The sequence below is a fragment of the Dyadobacter frigoris genome (assembly GCF_005280585.1).
Lineage (GTDB): Bacteria > Bacteroidota > Bacteroidia > Cytophagales > Spirosomataceae > Dyadobacter > Dyadobacter frigoris.
Window position 1 is genome coordinate 15,411 of record NZ_SZVO01000001.1, and the last position, 19,465, is coordinate 34,875.

General features: G+C 39.2%; 20 protein-coding genes. 15 read left to right on the forward strand and 5 right to left on the reverse strand.

Annotation, left to right across the window (positions count from 1 at the left end):
• Positions 1-159 precede the first annotated feature (159 nt).
• The 6 genes from FDK13_RS00060 (at position 160) to FDK13_RS00085 (ending at position 5,495) form a co-directional block, all read left to right on the forward strand.
• On the forward strand, positions 160-861 hold the full coding sequence (locus FDK13_RS00060) for a tetratricopeptide repeat protein (protein ID WP_137337940.1): 702 nt from the start codon (positions 160-162) through the stop codon (positions 859-861).
• A 105-nt stretch (positions 862-966) separates the two neighbouring features.
• Positions 967-1,467, forward strand: coding sequence for a 6,7-dimethyl-8-ribityllumazine synthase (gene ribH, locus FDK13_RS00065; protein WP_137337941.1), 501 nt, complete (start codon positions 967-969; stop codon positions 1,465-1,467).
• Between the two features lie 189 nt (positions 1,468-1,656).
• Entirely contained in the window at positions 1,657-3,015 is a 1,359-nt protein-coding gene (locus FDK13_RS00070; RefSeq protein ID WP_137337942.1) for an aspartate kinase, read from the forward strand.
• Between the two features lie 83 nt (positions 3,016-3,098).
• Positions 3,099-4,391 carry a serine--tRNA ligase gene (gene serS, locus FDK13_RS00075; RefSeq protein WP_137337943.1) on the forward strand — a complete coding sequence of 431 codons (1,293 nt, stop codon included), beginning with the start codon at positions 3,099-3,101 and terminating at the stop codon, positions 4,389-4,391.
• A gap of 118 nt (positions 4,392-4,509) precedes the next feature.
• Positions 4,510-4,830 carry a hypothetical protein gene (locus tag FDK13_RS00080; protein ID WP_137337944.1) on the forward strand — a complete coding sequence of 107 codons (321 nt, stop codon included), beginning with the start codon at positions 4,510-4,512 and terminating at the stop codon, positions 4,828-4,830.
• Between the two features lie 8 nt (positions 4,831-4,838).
• Positions 4,839-5,495: an ATP-binding cassette domain-containing protein gene (locus FDK13_RS00085; protein ID WP_137337945.1), complete on the forward strand. Its 657-nt coding sequence runs from the start codon at positions 4,839-4,841 to the stop codon at positions 5,493-5,495.
• On the opposite strand, the gene FDK13_RS00090 is transcribed toward FDK13_RS00085, so the two are convergent.
• From FDK13_RS00090 to FDK13_RS00100, 3 genes are all read right to left on the reverse strand, one after another.
• Positions 5,475-6,827, reverse strand: a complete 1,353-nt coding sequence (locus FDK13_RS00090; protein ID WP_137337946.1) for a MutS-related protein — start codon at positions 6,825-6,827, stop codon at positions 5,475-5,477. The genes FDK13_RS00085 and FDK13_RS00090 overlap by 21 nt on opposite strands.
• Before the next feature lie 78 nt (positions 6,828-6,905).
• Entirely contained in the window at positions 6,906-8,156 is a 1,251-nt protein-coding gene (locus tag FDK13_RS00095) for a hypothetical protein (RefSeq protein ID WP_137337947.1), read from the reverse strand.
• Complete coding sequence (locus FDK13_RS00100) at positions 8,153-9,424, reverse strand: hypothetical protein (RefSeq protein ID WP_137337948.1); 1,272 nt, start codon at positions 9,422-9,424, stop codon at positions 8,153-8,155. The genes FDK13_RS00095 and FDK13_RS00100 overlap by 4 nt, the downstream gene beginning before the upstream one ends.
• Before the next feature lie 224 nt (positions 9,425-9,648).
• On the opposite strand from FDK13_RS00100, the gene FDK13_RS00105 reads away from it, so the two are divergent.
• Both FDK13_RS00105 and FDK13_RS00110 read left to right on the forward strand, forming a co-directional pair.
• Complete coding sequence (locus FDK13_RS00105) at positions 9,649-10,788, forward strand: acyl-CoA dehydrogenase (protein ID WP_137338636.1); 1,140 nt, start codon at positions 9,649-9,651, stop codon at positions 10,786-10,788.
• A 173-nt stretch (positions 10,789-10,961) separates the two neighbouring features.
• Entirely contained in the window at positions 10,962-11,891 is a 930-nt protein-coding gene (locus FDK13_RS00110) for an AraC family transcriptional regulator (protein ID WP_137337949.1), read from the forward strand.
• A 96-nt stretch (positions 11,892-11,987) separates the two neighbouring features.
• On the opposite strand, the gene FDK13_RS00115 is transcribed toward FDK13_RS00110, so the two are convergent.
• Entirely contained in the window at positions 11,988-12,422 is a 435-nt protein-coding gene (locus tag FDK13_RS00115; protein WP_137337950.1) for a nuclear transport factor 2 family protein, read from the reverse strand.
• A 213-nt stretch (positions 12,423-12,635) separates the two neighbouring features.
• Here FDK13_RS00115 and FDK13_RS00120 point away from each other — a divergent pair, with 213 nt between their 5' ends.
• Complete coding sequence (locus FDK13_RS00120; protein ID WP_170982681.1) at positions 12,636-13,028, forward strand: hypothetical protein; 393 nt, start codon at positions 12,636-12,638, stop codon at positions 13,026-13,028.
• Here FDK13_RS00120 and FDK13_RS00125 read toward each other — a convergent pair.
• Positions 13,010-13,978 (reverse strand): helix-turn-helix transcriptional regulator, encoded by a 969-nt coding sequence (locus FDK13_RS00125; RefSeq protein WP_137337951.1) that lies wholly within the window; start codon positions 13,976-13,978, stop codon positions 13,010-13,012. The two genes, FDK13_RS00120 and FDK13_RS00125, sit on opposite strands and share 19 nt — an antisense overlap.
• A gap of 127 nt (positions 13,979-14,105) precedes the next feature.
• Here FDK13_RS00125 and FDK13_RS00130 point away from each other — a divergent pair, with 127 nt between their 5' ends.
• The 6 genes from FDK13_RS00130 to FDK13_RS00155 all read left to right on the forward strand — a co-directional run bounded on the left by FDK13_RS00130 (position 14,106) and on the right by FDK13_RS00155 (position 19,136).
• Positions 14,106-15,473 (forward strand): ATP-dependent DNA helicase, encoded by a 1,368-nt coding sequence (locus FDK13_RS00130; protein ID WP_137337952.1) that lies wholly within the window; start codon positions 14,106-14,108, stop codon positions 15,471-15,473.
• A gap of 20 nt (positions 15,474-15,493) precedes the next feature.
• On the forward strand, positions 15,494-15,742 hold the full coding sequence (locus FDK13_RS00135; RefSeq protein WP_229215846.1) for a DUF433 domain-containing protein: 249 nt from the start codon (positions 15,494-15,496) through the stop codon (positions 15,740-15,742).
• On the forward strand, positions 15,739-16,074 hold the full coding sequence (locus FDK13_RS00140; protein WP_170982682.1) for a DUF5615 family PIN-like protein: 336 nt from the start codon (positions 15,739-15,741) through the stop codon (positions 16,072-16,074). The genes FDK13_RS00135 and FDK13_RS00140 overlap by 4 nt, the downstream gene beginning before the upstream one ends.
• A 67-nt stretch (positions 16,075-16,141) precedes the next feature.
• Positions 16,142-16,420: a nucleotidyltransferase family protein gene (locus FDK13_RS00145; RefSeq protein ID WP_137337953.1), complete on the forward strand. Its 279-nt coding sequence runs from the start codon at positions 16,142-16,144 to the stop codon at positions 16,418-16,420.
• A gap of 70 nt (positions 16,421-16,490) precedes the next feature.
• Positions 16,491-18,182, forward strand: coding sequence for an AAA family ATPase (locus FDK13_RS00150; protein WP_137337954.1), 1,692 nt, complete (start codon positions 16,491-16,493; stop codon positions 18,180-18,182).
• 3 nt (positions 18,183-18,185) lie between these two features.
• Complete coding sequence (locus FDK13_RS00155; protein ID WP_170982683.1) at positions 18,186-19,136, forward strand: hypothetical protein; 951 nt, start codon at positions 18,186-18,188, stop codon at positions 19,134-19,136.
• The last annotated feature ends 329 nt before the right edge of the window (positions 19,137-19,465 follow it).

Here is a 19,465-nt window from a genome sequence, read left to right on the forward strand (position 1 = left end):
TTTTCGGAAGAAAAATTGTGGTCAAATACTAAAATTTCAAACAAAAAGTTAATATAAGAGGGAAGAGCAATTTAAATGATGTGTAAAGAATTGTGCGAGAAGTGTTTTGACTTAAATAAGTTTTCATAACTTTGCACTCCAAAATACGAATTAATTGACATGAGCAAGAAAAATACGGACGAGTCCGGGTTTGAAATTATTGAAAAGCCGGAAGCATTAGCCGGACAAATCAATAAGGCTGAGGTTTTTTTCCTTAAAAATCGTAAGGTACTTACTGGTATTGGCGGAGTGATCCTTGTTGCGGTTGTAGCGTTTGCAGGATATCGTTTTTATATAGATGGACAAGAAGGAACGGCACAAAAGGCGCTTTCTTCTGTTGTTTATGATTTCGAAGCTGATTCTTTGTCAAAAGCATTGAACGGCAGCGGAGGAAACGAAGGGCTTTTGTCTATTGCTGACAGCTATAAAGGTACAGAAGCTGCTAACCTTGCGAATTTCTATGCAGGTGTTGCTTTGCTTAAACAAGGCAAATACGACGACGCGATCAGTCATCTTGAATCTTTCAGTTCTTCTGATCTGTTGGTTCATGCACGTGCTCAGTCATTAATTGGTGACGCTTATCTTGAAAAAAATCAGCCTGCTGAGGCGATTTCTTATTACAAAAAAGCATCTGACTACGACAAAAACGAATATTTCACGCCAGTATATTTGATGAAGCTTGCTATCGCTCAGGAAAAAGCGAATCAGGCTGCTGACGCTGTTGCTTCCTATAAACGTGTTATTGACGAGTTCCCACTTTCATCGGAAGTTGTGAATGCGAAGAAGTACATGGGATTGTTAGAGGGACAAGTCGGCAAATAAATGGTAATACATTATTGTTCCAAAAAAGGATAAAGCCGACAACGGTTTTATCCTTTTTTTATATAAAATATTTTAAATCAAAATCGATCATTAACAAGTACTTATATGTCAAGTGCAGATAAAAATTTAAGCGTTTTCAATACAGCGGGACTTCCTGATATCAGCAATAAAAAATTCGCAATCGTAGTTGCAGAATGGAACAGCGAGATTACTGAAAAACTTTTTGAAGGTGCGTATCAGACTTTAGTTACCTACGGCGCATCGGAATCCAATATCGAAAGAGGAAATGTTCCGGGCAGTTTCGAGTTGACGTTAGGCGCACATTGGTTCGCACAACGCGCAGATATCGATGCCGTAATCGCCTTAGGCGTAGTAATCCAGGGAGAGACAAAACACAACGATTACATCAATCACGCCGTTGCCCAAGGAATTACAAACATCAGTATCCAAAATAACAAACCCGTGATTTTCGGTGTCCTGACACCAAATAACATGGAACAAGCCATCGACAGAGCAGGCGGAGCATTCGGAAACAAAGGCGACGAAGCAGCGATGACGGCCATTAAGATGGTGGGGCTGAAGGATCAGGTTTTTGTCAGGAAATAGTCAGGAAATAGTCAAGAGGTGGTCAGTTGTTGTCAGGAAATTGTCATTTGTTGCGGCCGCCGCGCGGTCAAGGGTGGTCAGGAATAGTCAGATATTGTTTACGATCAATAACAATCCCTGACAACCTCCTGACAAAAAATTACAATCCCTGACATTTTATTTAGTAATCAAAAATTTCAATTAATAATTATGCAAGTCTGGAAATTTGGCGGCACTTCGGTTGGGAAACCTGAACGTATGCATTCAATCCGTGAACTTCTTTTGACGGATCCAAGTCGGAAAATTGTAGTATTATCCGCTCTGTCGGGTTCAACCAACGCGCTTATTGCGATAGGAGAAGCTGCCAAGGCAAACGAAGATGCGTCAGCTTCAAAGCAAATCGATGATTTGAAGGCGCATTACGATGCTTTCATTAAGGAGCTGTATTCAACCGGAGCGGGTCTAGCCAAAGGCCAGGAAATTATTGATAATGAATTCGGATTTATCCGGTCGTTGGTTGGTATTAAACCTTTTGCATCAAAACAGGAAAAGGAAATTGTTGCAGAAGGGGAGTTGTTAAGTACGCAGCTTTTTCAGGGATATCTGGAAGAAAAAGGAGATAGTTCTGTCTTACTTCCTGCGTTGGAATTTATGCGTATCGATGCGGACAACGAACCGGAACTTGAAAAAATCGAAGAAAAATTAACGGCGATTTTGGCGCAGCATCCTGACAAACAGACGATCGTTACCCAAGGATTCATTTGCAGAAACCCACGTGAAGAAGTTGATAACCTGAAACGCGGCGGATCTGATTATACAGCTTCTTTGATCGGTGGCGCAATTCGTGCAGAGGAAATTCAGATCTGGACGGATATTGACGGAATGCATAATAACGATCCTCGCATCGTGAAACGTACGTTCCCAATCCGTGAGCTGACTTTTGAAGAAGCGGCGGAATTAGCTTATTTCGGAGCAAAAATTCTTCATCCAAGCACGATCACGCCTGCGAAACTTCGTGGTGTACCGGTTCGTTTGAAAAATACAATGCAGCCAGAAGCTCCGGGAACGCTTATCGCTAACAAATCTTCTGACAGGGAAATTAAAGCGATCGCTGCGAAAGATAATATTACAGCGATATACATTCATTCGACCCGTATGCTGAATGCATATGGCTTCCTGAGACGCGTTTTTGAGATTTTTGAAAAATACAAAACGCCGGTGGATATGATCACCACTTCCGAAGTTTCGGTTTCAGTAACAATTGATAATTCTGAACATCTGGAAGCAATTACCGCTGAACTTCGTGAATTTGCAGATCTGGAAGAAAACGACAGTGATCAGAACATCATTTGCGTTGTTGGAAATTTCAGTGCAGACAAAGAAGGAATTGCGTTAAAAGTGCTGGAAGCAATGAAAAATATTCCTATACGAATGATTTCGTATGGTGCTTCGGAACATAATCTTTCGCTTTTAATTCATTCGAAATACAAAGCAGAAGCGCTTAATGTGCTTAACGAGCGTCTTTTTTATTATGAAGATGCGATGAAAGATATTTTCACGGCACCGTGATTTTTTAAATCTGATAAACTTATTATTTAGCGATTGGCTTTTGGCGTTTAGCTGTTAGCCGATCGCTGACAGCAAATAGCTCTATGTTACAAACAACTTTTATCCGCGAAAACAGAGAATTGACAATCGCCGGATTGACAAAAAAACATTACAAAGATCCGGAAGCGGCTGTTGACCGAATTATAGAACTTGACCGTTTGCGTCGTGAGACACAGCAGGAACTTGATGCTGTGCTAACTCAATCCAATGCAAAAGCAAAGGAAATTGGCGGTTTGATGAAGGAAGGCAAAAAAGGCGAAGCGGAAATTGCAAAAGGTGAAACGGCTGCTTTAAAAGAAAGATCAAAAGTACTTGACGAGCAGCACAAAGCAACAGAAGAGGAATTGCTAAGCGAGCTGGTAAAACTTCCTAACCTTCCGCATGAAAGTGTTCCGGAAGGTCGTGCAGCTGAGGATAATGTGAATGAGCTTGAAGAAGGTGCTAAGCCAGTTCTTCCTGAAGGCGCGCAGCCACATTGGGAATTAATCAAAAAACTGGGCGGAAAACTTGCTCCAATTATTGATTTTGAACTTGGTAATAAAATTACCGCTGCTGGTTTCCCGGTTTACAAAGGAAAAGCGGCGCGTTTGCAACGTGCCATGATCGCTTTCTTTTTGGACGAAGCAGGAAAAGCAGGTTATACCGAAGTTCAAGTTCCCATCCTTATCAATGCGGATTCGGGTTTTGGAACGGGACAATTGCCGGATAAAGAAGGCCAGATGTATCATGATGCTCAGGATGATCTTTATTTGATTCCAACAGCAGAAGTTCCGGTTACCAATTTATACCGTGATGTGATTGTTGCGGAAAATGAATTGCCGGTTAAAAATGTGGCTTATACACCTTGTTTTCGCCGTGAAGCAGGAAGCTGGGGAGCACACGTTCGTGGATTGAACCGTTTGCATCAGTTTGATAAAATTGAGATTGTTCAGATATGCAAGCCGGAAGATTCTTACCAGGCTTTGTCGGATATGTCAAACCATGTGAAAGGGCTGCTGGAAAAACTGGAATTACCTTTCCGTATCCTGCGCCTTTGTGGTGGTGATATGGGCTTTACTTCTGCGTTGACTTTCGACTTTGAAGTTTGGTCTGCCGGACAGGAAAGATGGCTGGAATGCAGCTCTGTTTCTAACTTTGAAACTTACCAGGCAAATCGATTGAAACTTCGCTACAAAACGGCGGATAAGAAAACGCAATTGCTGCATACGCTTAATGGCTCTGCTTTGGCATTACCACGAATCCTTGCGGCTTTATTGGAAAACAACCAACAAGCGGATGGAACGATCCGTGTACCGGCTGTTTTGGTACCTTACTGCGGATTTGACACGATTGAATAAGATTTGATTTGAATATTTGATATGATTAGCCTTCACATTTTGTGAGGGCTTTTTTGTTAAATAACCTTAACTACGTTTTTCCTCGAAGACCTATTTTTTATCTTGTACAAAAAAGATAATGAAGCGTTTAGGTCTAATCTTCTCTTTCTACTTTTCATTTTCTGTTTATACGGGATTGATCTCTATTTTATCCTGGATTGTTGTCGACGCACCATTATTTGCAGAGTTCTGGCGCTTTTTGCAGTTGTATTTCCTGATGAAAATAGCTTCGGATCTCGTTATCTGGTATTATCTGAGAAGCAATAATCCTACACGATTAATTTTTTATTTCAATCTTTCAATATCGGAATTAAGGCTTTTTATTACTGCTTTTGCAATGGATATTCTGGCATTTTTTGTGTTTATGTTTTTCATCCATTTGATCAATTTTTTAAAATAAATCTGATTATGGATATTCTCGAAGCGGACAGTATTTGGCTGGAATATAATGGGAGGAAGGTATTACAAAGCATTTATTTGAAAGTAGTAACTGGAAAAGTAACCGGTTTACTAGGTAGAAACGGAACTGGGAAAACGAGTTTGTTAAGGATGATATTTGGTATTTTGAGAGGTCAAAACCAATCTGTAAGAATTAATGGAAATTATATTTCACACCCTTACCTTGAAAAAAATCTGCTGCGTTATTTGCCACAGGCTCCGTTTGCTCCGCCAGGTTTAACGGTTGAAAAGTTATGCAGTCTGTATAGCGTTTCCTTTTTGGAAATGATTTCTCATTTTCCATTTTTGAAAAACAACAAAAAAGAAAAGCTTTGGAATTTATCAGGAGGAAATATCAGGCTGGTTGAAACATTGCTGATTTTGCTTTCACCAGTTTCATTTGTATTGCTGGATGAGCCTTTTACGCATCTGGATCCCGTTATTATCGAACAATTGCTTGTCGTTATTCATGAACAAAAAAGTAAAAAGGGCATAATTCTGTCAGATCATTTTTATCGACATGTACTAACGGCCAGTGATAACGTGTATCTCATTGTTCCGGGCGGCCGCAGTGTTTTGTTGAAGGATCCGCAAGAGAATTTAAAATCATTTGGATACATTTCCTGAGGTAGAAATGTGTTTCTGCAAAAGCTCCGGAATCCCAACTTTTTTCAAAATCAGCTGACCAATTTTCTCTGATGCAATCCCTTCTTCAATCTGAAATGTATTTTCAAAATCAGTTCCGGTAATTTTTGTTTTAAAACAGCGAAAGGATATGGAACCGGAAGTTTTATAAATTTCCAGCAATTCGTAAAGATGCGTGGATACCAAAAAGGCGGAATTGAAATGATTGGAAAAACCATCCACAACCGTTTTTGAACAATGAAATGCATCTTCCTGATTGGTACCACGAAAAAGTTCGTCGATAATGACAAAACATTTGTCTTCCCGACTTAATGCTTCCGCAATATCTTTTATCCGCATGATCTCATTGTAAAAATGACTGTAACCCAATTCGAGATTATCAGAAAGATGGATTGAGGTAAAAAGTTTGTCGAAAAACGAGGTTCGCATCTTAGAGGCCGGAACGGGCCAGCCAAGATGCGCCAGATACACGGCGACACCACAGGTTTTCAGAAAGGTAGTTTTTCCGCTGGTATTGGCACCAGTCAGCAGGCAAAGCGGTATTTTATGATCCATTACGAAATTGTTCGGAGTCGCATTTTTTATCAGCGGATGCCAGATTTTTTCTGCTTCAAAAACGGTTTCATTTTCAACAAATTCCGGAAAACTGAGGTTATACTTTCGTTGTGTCAGAGCAATTGAAACATAGGCGTCGAAAGTATAACAGATGTCCAGAAGCCTTCGAAAAGAATCTTTATGCGTGACCCTGAAAAAATAATCCCGATAAAAAACGGAACTAAGCGAAAGCTGATCATCTTTTGTTTTGAAAAAAGAATTGAGACTGTCGGAAAGTAGAAATTTTCTTAAAAAGGCAAAATCATCCTGTGTATCTTCCGGAATAGGTTCGTTTTCAAAACGAAAAACAAGATCCCGCATACCACGCATCAACATCAGTGTGGCAGTTAATCCGCTTTGCACAAGATAAAATTCAGCAGGATGTCGACGGGAATAGAAAAATGTATCAACCCAATGTTTAAACACATCCTGAGACATCGTATACGAGATGTTGGAGGCATAATAACTTTCCGCCGCCGCTATGTAAGCTCTCGACACATTGAGCTGCCAGGGTTCAATATTTTGAGAAATTGATTTTAATAGTAATTGAAAGGATAAAATTTCCGGAAGAGAAGTCTTTGGTTTGACAATCAGTTGTTTCAAAACATCTTGCCCGCCTTGTGTTTTGGCATAGTCAAAGAATTGAAGAATACTTCCTTCTTTACTACTGCGGGACTGAATTTGTAATTCATCAAGCGTGTGACTGTCGACGGAATGCATACATGAAGATTTAGCTATCTCCAAAAGTATACAGATCCGGGAAAGTAATTTTCTTAAAAATAGTTAAAAATCAATCGGTTATGCCTGTTGCGAAACTTGCTTTTTGGGAAAAGCAAGCCATACGAAATAAGCCGTCAGGACGATAATGCTGATTTGGAAAAGATAATCAATTAAGGAATCTGTGGAGGCTGTGATATCGGACGGATTGAGATAACGTCGCATCCCTAATCGCCACCAGTAGGAAGGATGTACGACGCAAAGAACATTGAAGATGAGCAGTAAAATAATCTGTTTTTTATTCGTCCAGTCGATTACGTAAAAAACTAACGGGATTAGAAACAGGAAAATATAATTGCTGTAAGCACTTTGCTGAACAACCATCATCGTGGCATACAAAACTACCCAGACGCGTGAAAGCATAATTCTGAAATCAGCATTTTTCAAACGAAACGCAGCGATACAGGCTAGTCCGACGGAAATGACCAAACCAATCCAGTTCCAGAATTTTTCACCAACGCCGATTCCATTAAAAAACCAGGGATTGATTACGGAGAGAATATTGGGAGCGCGTAACACTTTTGCTTCATCCAGCGGCTGCATAAAATCTAAACCTACCAGCGGATAAAGTATCCCCAGTGCGATAATTCCTACAATCGCCATAGGAATAACAAATCGTATTTTTTGTTTTTCAAGAAGAAACAGTGGAATAAGGATCAGCACAAAAATGGCTTTTGTCATCAATAAACCGATTCCTAAAACCACAGCAAACCATTCGATACGAACTGTTTTTTCTCTTATCAGATAGGCTAAAACAACGAAAAGCCACATCCAGACATCTTCCTGAGCGCCGATGATGCAAAGCACCAAAGATCCGGGAAGAATAAAATAAACCAGAGCTTTGAATAAAAATGCGCCACGCGACTGAAACGGCCGGAAAAAATGCCAGGAAACCCATAAAGCAACGCCGTCCATCACGGCCATGGTAAGTACGATCATTTTCGGATCATACCAAAGCTTCAGCCAGATCCCCACGAAATAGGCATATAGGGGAGAATAAGGAGACCAGAAATCTCGGTACACGATTTGTCCCATTGAAGCCTTACTTCCTTCATCCCAAAAACCTAAGACATCAGAAGTTGGAGTAATGTTGGCGACAAGATAAACGACGATGAAAGGAATTAACCGGAAGATAATCCAGCCAACAATTAGAGAAACTCTGACACTTTTATTTTCAAGCCATTCTGAAATTCTTTTCCTCTGGGAAATGACAATAATTGAAAGAACAATGGCTGCGAGGCTGATGCCTAATTTTCCTAAAACAATGTTCATGCCGTTGCCAGTTTTTCAGGGTTTACCACGTTTTGATACGTTTGGCGTAAAACCCAGACATAACATAACACATTCAGGATTTGTAAAGCGTATTCAAACAGATTCGAAATATTCCCGAACATGCCGAAAGAAGTATAGGAAGGCTGGCCGATATAAACCCAAACGAAAGGCTGAACAACGGTAAGCCAGTTTAAAACCAATAGAACGGCAACGTGCCAGGTTTTTTTGATATCAATAACATCAAACAGAACTGCCATTAAATAAGCGATCAGGTAAGCGCCCATGGCACTGGCCTGAAAAATCATCATACAAACAAAAACGGCAATAAATATTCCGGGTAAAATTTCACTGATATGTCTTCTTCGCGCTTTAAACGCCATGTAAGTCGGGATAAAAACGGTGAAAAGTAATCCGATCCAGTTGATCATCGTCGACTTTTTCTCATTGATATGAATGAACAATTCAATGAACGGCCGGCTGGTCGAGAAAAGATTTGGCGTCATCAATTGCTCCGTGTGACGAATTGGCATCAGGAATAAATCTCCGATCTGCCAATATAAAAACCCGACAGCCGGAATTCCGACAGCAGCCATAACGATCAGCATTTTTACCGGTTTTTTAACAACAACCAGAATCGCAGGAAGCAGAAAGATAAAGGTTACTTTGATCGTTAGCAAAGTCAGGGCAAAAAGCAGACCCACGCCAATTTCGTAATTTTCTTTATGTTTGATCGTGTAACGCCAGATTAATAAAGCCGCTCCCCAAAACCAGACCTCTTCCTGTCCGTCGACCAGAATATACATAAAACCAGCCGGCAACATTAAATAAATAATAGCAAGCTGTAACGCCCGGCTGCTTTTGACTTTATAAGTTTGGTACGTAAGCCAAAGAATTACGCTTTCCATTAAAACCATAAAAAGTACGATGGCACGGGCATTATGCCATATCCAGACGGGGATCGTAATAATGTAAGCGTATAGCGGTGCGTGGTACGACCAGAAATCACGATATACAAAACCACCGGCTTTGGCCGCTTCTGCTTTGTAAAAGAAAAAAGGGATATCACCGCGGGGCTCTTCGTTGGCAACAAGGAAAATGGCGATCCAGGGAATGAGGCGAAGCAGAATAAAACCAATGGCAAAAATTGATTTTTCCTTTTCCTGCTGCCATTTTGCAAAAAGATCCGACCGGCTTATCACCCAAAAAATTCCCAGGGTTAAACCCAGGTTGATGAAAAGCTTGATATAAAAAACAGTAAGAATGGGCATGTTTTAATAAATGTCTTTTACGAAGTGTGCTGATTAGTTCAGAGTTAATGAATACCAGGCCGCAAACTTAAGATATCTTTTTTTCAAAATGATCAGCAAAACGCAAAGATTTAATAAGTTAGAAAATAGTATGCTTGCATACTATACATCAAAATGTTATTTTTGGTCGATTCATTAGAAATAAAAGTATTTTTCTTATGCCATACAGTGCACAGTTAACCGGAATGGATTTTAATCTGAGCGAAGAACATGAAGCGGTACAGTTTGCTGCCCGGGATTTTGCTCAAAACGTTTTATCAGCAGGTATTATTGAACGGGACAACGATCAGAAATTTGATAAGGCTCTAATAAAAAAAATGGGTGATCTCGGTTTTCTTAGTATGATGGTGAAGCCGGAATATGGCGGAGGCGGAATGGATACCATTTCTTATGTGATAGCAATGGAAGAGATTTCCAAGGTTGATGCTTCTGCGGCTGTGATTATGTCGGTAAATAATTCTCTGGTTTGTTGGGGGATCCAGGCTTATGGAACGGATGAACAAAAAGAAAAATATCTGACCCGGTTATCCTCCGGCGATGAAATTGGTGCGTTTTGTTTGTCGGAGCCAGAAGCAGGTTCCGATGCCACTTCCCAACATACGACGGCAGAGGATATGGGAGATCATTATCTATTAAATGGTACAAAAAACTGGATCACGAACGGGAATTCATCCGGAATTTGTCTGGTCATAGCACAAACACATCCTGAAAAGGGTCATAAGGGGATCAATGTTTTAATTGTAGAAAAAGGATCGCCAGGTTTTACTGTTGGGAGAAAAGAAGATAAAATGGGAATCCGGGCGTCCGACACGCATACATTGATGTTCACGGATGTGAAAGTTCCCAAAGAAAACAGGATTGGGGAAGATGGTTTCGGGTTTAAGTTTGCGATGACGGTTTTAAACGGAGGAAGAATTGGTATTGCTGCCCAGGCATTAGGTATTGCCGCCGGTGCTTTTGAATTATCGCTTAAATATGCTCAGGAAAGAAAAACTTTTGGAAAGCCAATCAGCGATCATCAGGCGATCCAGTTTAAGCTGGCAGAAATGGCAACACGGATTGAAGCAGCAAGATTACTGGTTTATAAAGCAGCGAGACTCAAAGATCTGGGGAAAGATTACATTCAGGCTGCCGCTATGGCCAAGCTTTTTGCGTCCGATGTTGCCATGTGGGTGACAACGGAAGCGGTTCAGGTTCACGGGGGTTACGGCTATGTGAAAGAATATCATGTGGAACGTATGATGCGCGACGCAAAAATTACACAAATCTATGAAGGTACCTCTGAAATCCAAAAATTAGTAATTGCCCGTGAGTTGCTAAAATAGGTCGTTTTGGGCATTTTCCTGCATATTGTTCTAAATGTGGGATTAATTTCATCTTAAAAAGATACTTTTTTTATCTTTTTTGTTAATACATGCTTGTATTAGTTTTGTACAATTTATTAGATTTGTACAAAAATTGAATAAACGGTCTTTTCGGGCCCTAAATATATACATGTATGGAAGACTATAATAAGATTATCGAGTCATTAGGCGTGAAGTTTGTAAGGGCGAGACATATCCGCATTTTACAACCGATCACGATCAAGAATTTTTACGACGTACAGAATTCACTTACAATTTTGTACGATGGAGAAGTTTCGTTTGGTAGCGAAGAATCTCATAAGGTTGAGGAAGGCGACATGTTGTTTATTCCGGGTGGAAAACATGCAACTGTAACTTATGGTAACACGCAAACTGCGAAAACGGTATCGAACGAGGAGTTCATGACAAACCGGGATAATTATATGGAAGCCGGACATGACCCTGCTTTAATCGGAAAACTGCCAAATACATTCGGTTTGATTTCTTTTGAAGCGAAAGTTTTTGACACGGTTAACTTCTTTACTTCCCTGGACGTTCCTCCGTTTTTGATCAAAAGAGACGATCAGATCGCGGCTACAATTAACCAGATCCTGACAGAAGACATGCTTGATATTCCTGGTAAAGGACGTATCATTAAAATCAAAACAGAAGAGGTCGTAATCGAAATTATTCGTTACATTCTTAAAAATAAATTGTTTGTTGAGCAACTTGTTACAAACAGTACGTATTTCAAGGATCCTCGCTTGATTGACATTTTTGCTTATATCAAAGATAATTTGGGTGGTGATCTTTCCAACAAAGTTTTGGCAAACGTTGCAAACGTATCAGAAGATTACGTTGGACAGTATTTCAAAATGCTGACAGGTATCAACCCGCAGGATTATATTGAGTACCAACGTATGGAAAAAGCAGTTGACCTGCTTCGTACTTCTAAGAAAAGTATCCGCGCTATCGGTTCTGATGTTGGATATAAAGACACAGCTTATTTCTGCCGTCGTTTCAAAATGATGTTCGGAATTCCAGCTGGTAAGATGCGTCGTCGTGAATCTTTGATGAACGTTTAGTATTAAGAAAAGAAAATATTTGGAAAAAGAGCTGTCTTTTTGAGACAGCTCTTTTTTTGATTCTTATCATTGCAAAAAATAATTTTTTGTAAAATATTATTGAACCGGCGTTAGTTGTACCGTCGCTACCTTCCAGTTTCCCCCTTTTTTTACGGAAACAACGGTATAGGTAACTTCATTTTGAAAACCATTGGATTCAATCTTTCCCTTCACGTTCCATGTTCCGGTTACTACGCCAACATCACCATAATCACGCGTACGTGAGCCGGAAAGCATCCCGGTTTCTACCGTGAGGTAACCTTGTGCAACAGCCTGAGAAAGCATGTCACGGTCAATTTGTCGTCCGTCAAAACTGACAATGGAAAAATCATCAGCCAGGACATTATTTAATGCATTACTATCTTCATCCAAAAGTGCTTTAAAAAATGTATTGGAGCACTCTGTTGCATCCAGCGGCGACGAAAAACTAGCCTGTGCATAAGCGGAAACGGAGCCAAAAGTAAGGAGGCCGAAAAGCATTAATCTTTTCATAAAGCGTTTAAGGTTGATATAGTAGAAAAGTTCATGAAATCTGCAAAAAAGCTAAGTGATGTGCAAATTTTTAGCCAAATCTTAATGATTTTCTAACAGCGGGCAATGAAAGGTTTTTTTGATTTTAATCTATATCCAAAACGGTTTCCTGCCTTCTGATTATATGAGTAGATTCGCCCTTGATTTAGGATAAATGAATACGAATAAATGAATATGACAAAAATAAAATCATTCTTTTCAGTTTTAGGACTTTTCGTGATGCTAACGGCTTGTTCAGCGCCTCCTGATAAACTTGGCAAGCTGGATGTTAAAAAATGGCGTCAGGACCGCGGAGGATGCAAAGGAGATCGCGTGTCGCTAATATCCGATTTGAAAGCTGAGCAAAAACAATTGCTGGGAAAGTTTGCAGACGATATCGGAAAAATTTTAGGAAGACCGGATATTCACCAGTTAGGCGAACGCAATACAAAATTCTATATTTATTTTTTGGAAAAAGGAGCGCAGTGTGAAGACATTACGAAAAAGTCAGATGCCAGGAAAGTGATATTGAAGTTTAATGCGATCGGGTTGATGTCGGAGATTACTTATCAGAGTAGGCCTTTGTGATTGTTTTCAATTTGGTATTTAAGGGAAGAAGGTGAAATTACTTCGGCGTCATGTCCCAATTCAAAAATTTTTGAGTTTAGTTCCCGGTTGGTATAGACATACCATTCAAAATCAATAAAGTCATTCGTTTCCTGAATTTCAATTTGGGATGAATGCCAATGTTTTGTCCGGATGTAATAGGCGCGCGGTTTTTTAATCCGGACCACAACCTGTGCCAATTCGCCCTCGAGACTTACGCCGATCAGGTTATTAAAATATTTCTCAGGATCAGGAATATTGTCCAGTGTTAATTTTTTATCCGAAAGTCTGACATCGTTGATGCGGTCGAGTGCAAAATTCTGATAAACATTCCTGTCGGCATCGTAAGCAATTAAAAACCATCTGTGATTATATTCTTTCAAAAATACAGGAAGGGCAGTCCTGATCTGCATAGCCCTTCCGAAAGGTGTATAATGTAATAAAAGGACTTTTTGCTTTACCGTATAATCATGTAGTATACGAATCCAATTCTGCCCTGAATAGGTCGTTTTTTCAAACTGTAAACGCTTATCTCCCTGCGCATCTGCGGCCCTGACTCTTCTTTCCAACGCAAGAAAAACCTTGTCCAGTTCTAAAAGTGCAGCTTTGGGCGCCTGGTAATATAGTTGATTAAGATAAGCGAGCATTTCATCCGTTTCTTCCGACTTTATTCCTTCCAACGCGTTGATCATAGAAAAGGCATCTTTGTAATAAAATTTTTGATGTTTGTTTCCTTTTGGAATTATAGCACCTAAATCACGCAAAAATTGAATGTCAGCCCGTATCGTACGTTCGTGGATCAGCGGATCTACACTGAAACATTCTTTTACCAATTCTTCGGCGGAAAAGGAACCCATAGTCCGAAGTTGCTGATGAATTTTAAAAATACGGCGCAGACGTTTGTCTGATGCGGAAGAGCCTGTTCTTGGCATATTAAAGTTTTTGATACAAAGTGTTTGCCACAAATATATATCAACTACAATAGAATTGTATATGATATTTTTAACGGGTTAAAAACCAGCCTACTTTTGTCATGGTTAAAACAAACAAACGCCCACGATGATAGCAAACACATCCTTTGCAATTTTCGATTTTCTTTCCTTTGAGGCTACCCGCGAACAAGCGCACGGATTGTATCAGTTGGAAGAATTTCTTGCAATTGATACCAAAGAAGATGTTTTTGTTTTACGCGGAGCTGCCGGAACCGGAAAGACTTCGTTGGTAAAAGCAGTTGTTGATTATCTGGAAAAACAGGAAATTGGCTGTTACCTGACCGCACCGACAGGACGGGCGGCAAAAGTGCTGGGTTACAAAACACATAGCCTTGCTCACACGGTACACCATACGATTTATAAAATAATCCCGACAGAGGATGAGCGCATTATCATGGATCGGCGGATTAACACACAGGACGCATACAGCATTTTTATTGTAGACGAAGCATCCATGATCAGTGATCTGCAAAATCGTGAAGGGAGTTTTATTACGCCAAATTCTGTGCTGACCGATCTGTTGGCTTTTGTAAAACAGGGCAATGCGCGCAACAAGATCGTTTTTATTGGAGACCGTTATCAGCTTGCTCCGGTTAATGAATCTGAATCTGTTGCTTTAAATCTTACATATTTTTTCAAAAAGTATAAATTAAGCGGCCGTCAGGCTGAACTTAATGAAGTAAAACGACAAACCGGGCAGTCACCCGTTTTATCCCTGGCGCATGATATTCGGCGCAAAAGTGACGAAGGCCGTGCTTTGGGAAAACTTGCTGTAAACCGGCTGTATAATTTTACCGCAGGCGTAACGCGTTATATGAATTTGTATGATGCAACCCGGCCAGATAACGTTGTGATGATAGGCGCATCTAATAAAAACGTACACACGTTTAATACAATGGTAAGAGATCGTATGGGTTTAACGGGCATACTGGCCGTTGGAGATCAGGTTGTGGTGAATGAGAATTGGATAGGTGGTGAGCAGCTTATCGTAAAAGGCGAAACCGGTTTGGTCCGGGAAATAGGCAGCGCTATTGAAAAACGTGCAGCGCTGGAATTTGTAACGGCTAAAATCGAATTCCGTGATCCCGATCACCAGCCATTAATTATTACTACAAAAGTACTTTTGGATACACTTCGAACCCCAACCGCAGAAGTCGCCGGAGAGCTGTTAAGAAATCTCAAAGCTGACCGTATGGCTAAAAATCATGATTATCGTAATAATCCGCACCCTGCCAACGATCCCTACATGGGCGCTATGCGTCTGCGTTACGGACACGGACTTACGGGATATAAAGCACAGGGTGGCGAATGGAGCCATGTTTTACTGCATCCGTGGTTTCATGAAAACGATTATCGGTACGCATATACCGCTGTAACGCGGGCGCGCGAAAGTGTAACAAGTTGGGAGCAAGGCGGTAACTGGTGGCAGAAGTGAAAAGTTGTATATTTGAGAAAATGAATCTTACAGCTATGCAAAACTGGCAGGAAAAAATCAGTCTCAATCCGGAAATACGTTTTGGGAAACCGTGCATTAAAGGTACGAGGATTACAGTTTGGGATATTTTGGGGTGGCTTGCGAGTGATATGAGCTATGACGAAATAGTAGAAGATTTTCCTGAACTTACACGTAGTGATATCCTGGCAGCATTAGCTTTTGCTGCTAACAGGGAGGAGAATACAAAAATTTTGATAACAACGGTATGAAATTTTTATTTGATGAAAACATTTCATTCCGGATCGTCAAACAGGTTAGCAATGCAGTTCCGCAAAGTATTCATATTAGCCAAAGTGGTTTAAATAGACCACCAACAGATCGTGAAATATGGAGTTATGCAAAAGCCAATAAATTCCTAATCGTAACATTTGATGAGGATTTTCTGGACCTGGCAAATGTGAATGGTTTTCCACCAAAAGTGATTTTGTTAAGAACGGGAAACTCATCAACCCGATTTATTTCAGAACCACTCATTAATAAATTACCAGATATTCTACAATTCTATCAAACAGAAGTCTATGGGCTTCTGGAAATATTTTAACTACTAACGTTCCGGAAATTAACTTTTGGACAACAAGGGAAATTTTTTAGTTGTAAACAAATTTGTTATGACGATTCAGGATTTAGAAACCATACTACGCAGGGAAAAAATATTTGATGAATTTGGACTTAACAGGCTTGCGGTCTTTGGATCGTTCGCCCGGGGAGAAGCCTATCAGGATATTGATATTTTGCTCGAACAAAATATGAATTACAAAATTCGTGAACAGTTAAAAATAAAACTACAAGAAATACTCCATACAAAAGTCGATCTGGTTCCCGAAAAATTCGCTGACCCTATAATTGTATTTCGTGCTCGTAAAGATTTGAAGTATGTTACAAAGTGATGATAGAAATCTACTTCCTCTGCTCGTAATGATCTTCAATAGACTATTTTCCAAAATATAAAAATTAACTATGCAAACCCACCTCAAAGGCTTCGGCCTCGAAAATTTCCGCGTTTTTAAAGATTACACCTGGTTCGATTTTGCTCCGATCACGATTTTAACCGGGCCAAATAGTTCAGGGAAAAGTTCTTTGAATAAGGCGTTGATGTTGATGAAGGATAACTTTGAAAAGGGAAATCTGCCGCCCTTCTACACAATGATTGCTGAAGGATTCTCTTCTTCTGAGTATAGCGAAATTTTTCAAAAGTCACGGCTTGTTTCAGATACAGAGCAGGAATTTATTCAGACCTTTGAACCAAGTTCTATTGAATTTGATGGAAACGTTCACGGCTTAAATAGTCCGGATTCAACAAAATGCCGAAGTGGCGAAAGTAATGTAATCTCATTTGTCTTCCAATATAACGTAAAAGCTGGAACATTTGATTTAGACATTGATCACAAGGAATTAAAAGAGTTTTTGGAAGAAACTATTACCTCAAAGCCAGATTTTTTTACTAATAAGAATTTAAGCCACGAGGAATTGGCTCAAAAAGCTTCTGATGAGTTGCATCAAAAAATTAGGGAGACAAAACCAGAACTTTACCAAAAGATTTATGATGAGCATGTATCCCCGAACATAGGTAAATATCGCCTTAGCTTTAATATTGAAAAAAGTATAGCCAGGTCACTTAATGCAATTGAGATTCTAAACAGCAAAAATGATCTAATCTTAAAAATTACCGATCATAACGTTTATTTTGATGTTGAGTTATTTGATCAATTATTAAAATCAAACGAAACAAAATTAAGTGAAACGTTTAAGAACACGATGAAAGAGGTTTACTCAACTTCAAAAATTGGCCTTAAAGATTGGTTCAAAGCACATGAGGTATCTGATGAGAAAGCATTAGAATTGGAACAATTGGTATTTTCAAAACTTAGGATTTCTGACGATAAGGAAAAATTAGAAGTACAGGCCATTGGTGTAAGTTTAGCGAAGTTAGATTATCTGGCAACAAGCAAAAATGAATATAAAAGATCTTATTCGGAGGATAGTGATTCGAAGTTTAAGGATACAATGAAGTATTTAAATGAGGCAAGAAATAAGGGTTTTAAATTCAATGAGTTTTTTGAAGACTGTTCAAAATCTTTTAGTATAGACGGTGTATTTGACTTAAAATACGATAGTGAAATGGGAACATATTTCCCAAACATTGGCGGACATTCATTCATTAATTTTGGCTATGGCTATTCACAAATCGCATCTATAATTTTTAAAGTTGCCGAGCATATTGCAAAAAAATATGTTTCTACAAGTAATGGGGGATATATGTTTAATGAAGAGTCATCGCTAATGATACTAGAAGAACCAGAAGCCAACCTACATCCGAAATTCCAGAGCCTTTTAGCAGATTTTTTCGTTGAAGTAGCAGAAACTTTCAAAATCCAATTTATTATAGAAACGCACAGTGAATATCTGATTCGTAAATTACAGGTACTTACAGCTCGCAAGGATAATAAAGTCAACCCAACCGACACGATCATTTACTATTTCTACGATCCAAACAATATCCCCCAAGACGAAAAAAAGCAGGTTAAGAAAATAGAAATTTTAGAAGATGGCAGTCTATCGGATGATTTCGGGCCTAATTTCTTTGATGAGGCAGCTAACTGGGAGTTGGAGTTGATACGTTTGAAAAATAGTAAAAACCGTAATAATTGAGTTATGAAGGTTTATTTGAACAAGGCGTTTTTGGTAAATTTTTTTTCAATGGAGTCGGAGGATGATGTTTATCGAGATATTGAAAGATTTCTCATAAGAATTAAAAGTAGTGCAGAACTTATACTAAATTTTGATTTTTTTGAAGCCTGCCAAGATCCATCTAATGGTGTAATATTCCGACGGATTGCCGGAAAAATACTTGCACAAAAAACGCGGTCTCAAAATTTCAATTTTTTAGAAGAATGCCAAGCAGCTAGCTTTCATAATCATACTAAACAACACATTTTCTTTTTGGATGAAGTTCCTGAATTAAGTATTGAGCAAAATTTTGGATGCTTTGTTGTAGACACAACGAACATAAGGAGAGCAGAAGTTCTCTTCCAAGTAAAGGAAATAAGAGTGAATCAAAAGTATAGAAACTGGAATTTTCTGAGCTTGATTAAACATCCATGTAACGCTCTAATAATTACGGATAATTATATTTTTTTCAATGATCGAAGTCATGAAAATATGATTTCCATTTTAAAGAATATTATGCCGAATACCCTTAAAGAAAATTTTGAGTTTCACTTAACAATTATTGGAGCACATCAAGATCCAGAACAACGCTATCAGGTAGAAAAAGAAAAAGATAGATTGCAAAAGTTTTTGAGCGAAGAATTCAAATATTCCATTAACCTGACAATTATTCAAAAGTACCACCATGATAGATATATTTTCACCAACTATTATAAAATTACAAGTCCAAGAGGTTATAGTCTTTTTAGAAATAATAGAATTTCCGAAAATTTAGAAACAACACTTGATTGCAAATCAATTGCATATTTTAGTGGAGATTACTCAGCCGAGACAGTTATGTTAGAAGAATTGGTGAAATGCAGAACACTTAAAAATGATAGTAATTTGCTAACAAGTGACTATGCCGGCAACAAAATCAATCGGCTTTTGACGTAAACCAGGAGTCTCCGAAGGAGCCAGATTAATCCTCACTCCACATTTTTTTCTATAAACAGGATACTCCTACGGAGTGACTAAAAAACCTGAGCTGGGTAAAGTCTTACTACTTCAACTTGTTCCTTTAGGAACATCCTGTTTATAGCAAATTGAAAGTATACCAAATCAACGGGGCTCCATCGGAGCCGCCTGATTAAGTGCAAAAGGCGGTTATAACATTTTAAAGAAGAGCGAAATTGGTTATGGAATTACAGAAGGATCGGAAGTTTATTTAGTAGCAGCCGAGCTTGGTGACAGTGCTGAAATAGCAGCCTTTCTTTTTTCCACCC

Excerpts from the sequence above, each read along its gene's own strand:
- FDK13_RS00060 (WP_137337940.1), top strand. The coding sequence starts at position 160 with ATGAGCAAGAAAAATACGGACGAGTCCGGGTTTGAAATTATTGAAAAG.
- ribH (WP_137337941.1), top strand. The coding sequence starts at position 967 with ATGTCAAGTGCAGATAAAAATTTAAGCGTTTTCAATACAGCGGGACTT.
- FDK13_RS00070 (WP_137337942.1), top strand. The coding sequence starts at position 1,657 with ATGCAAGTCTGGAAATTTGGCGGCACTTCGGTTGGGAAACCTGAACGT.
- serS (WP_137337943.1), top strand. The coding sequence starts at position 3,099 with ATGTTACAAACAACTTTTATCCGCGAAAACAGAGAATTGACAATCGCC.
- FDK13_RS00080 (WP_137337944.1), top strand. The coding sequence starts at position 4,510 with ATGAAGCGTTTAGGTCTAATCTTCTCTTTCTACTTTTCATTTTCTGTT.
- FDK13_RS00085 (WP_137337945.1), top strand. The coding sequence starts at position 4,839 with ATGGATATTCTCGAAGCGGACAGTATTTGGCTGGAATATAATGGGAGG.
- FDK13_RS00090 (WP_137337946.1), bottom strand. The coding sequence starts at position 6,827 with ATGCATTCCGTCGACAGTCACACGCTTGATGAATTACAAATTCAGTCC.
- FDK13_RS00095 (WP_137337947.1), bottom strand. The coding sequence starts at position 8,156 with ATGAACATTGTTTTAGGAAAATTAGGCATCAGCCTCGCAGCCATTGTT.
- FDK13_RS00100 (WP_137337948.1), bottom strand. The coding sequence starts at position 9,424 with ATGCCCATTCTTACTGTTTTTTATATCAAGCTTTTCATCAACCTGGGT.
- FDK13_RS00105 (WP_137338636.1), top strand. The coding sequence starts at position 9,649 with ATGGATTTTAATCTGAGCGAAGAACATGAAGCGGTACAGTTTGCTGCC.
- FDK13_RS00110 (WP_137337949.1), top strand. The coding sequence starts at position 10,962 with ATGGAAGACTATAATAAGATTATCGAGTCATTAGGCGTGAAGTTTGTA.
- FDK13_RS00115 (WP_137337950.1), bottom strand. The coding sequence starts at position 12,422 with ATGAAAAGATTAATGCTTTTCGGCCTCCTTACTTTTGGCTCCGTTTCC.
- FDK13_RS00120 (WP_170982681.1), top strand. The coding sequence starts at position 12,636 with ATGACAAAAATAAAATCATTCTTTTCAGTTTTAGGACTTTTCGTGATG.
- FDK13_RS00125 (WP_137337951.1), bottom strand. The coding sequence starts at position 13,978 with ATGCCAAGAACAGGCTCTTCCGCATCAGACAAACGTCTGCGCCGTATT.
- FDK13_RS00130 (WP_137337952.1), top strand. The coding sequence starts at position 14,106 with ATGATAGCAAACACATCCTTTGCAATTTTCGATTTTCTTTCCTTTGAG.
- FDK13_RS00135 (WP_229215846.1), top strand. The coding sequence starts at position 15,494 with ATGAATCTTACAGCTATGCAAAACTGGCAGGAAAAAATCAGTCTCAAT.
- FDK13_RS00140 (WP_170982682.1), top strand. The coding sequence starts at position 15,739 with ATGAAATTTTTATTTGATGAAAACATTTCATTCCGGATCGTCAAACAG.
- FDK13_RS00145 (WP_137337953.1), top strand. The coding sequence starts at position 16,142 with ATGACGATTCAGGATTTAGAAACCATACTACGCAGGGAAAAAATATTT.
- FDK13_RS00150 (WP_137337954.1), top strand. The coding sequence starts at position 16,491 with ATGCAAACCCACCTCAAAGGCTTCGGCCTCGAAAATTTCCGCGTTTTT.
- FDK13_RS00155 (WP_170982683.1), top strand. The coding sequence starts at position 18,186 with ATGAAGGTTTATTTGAACAAGGCGTTTTTGGTAAATTTTTTTTCAATG.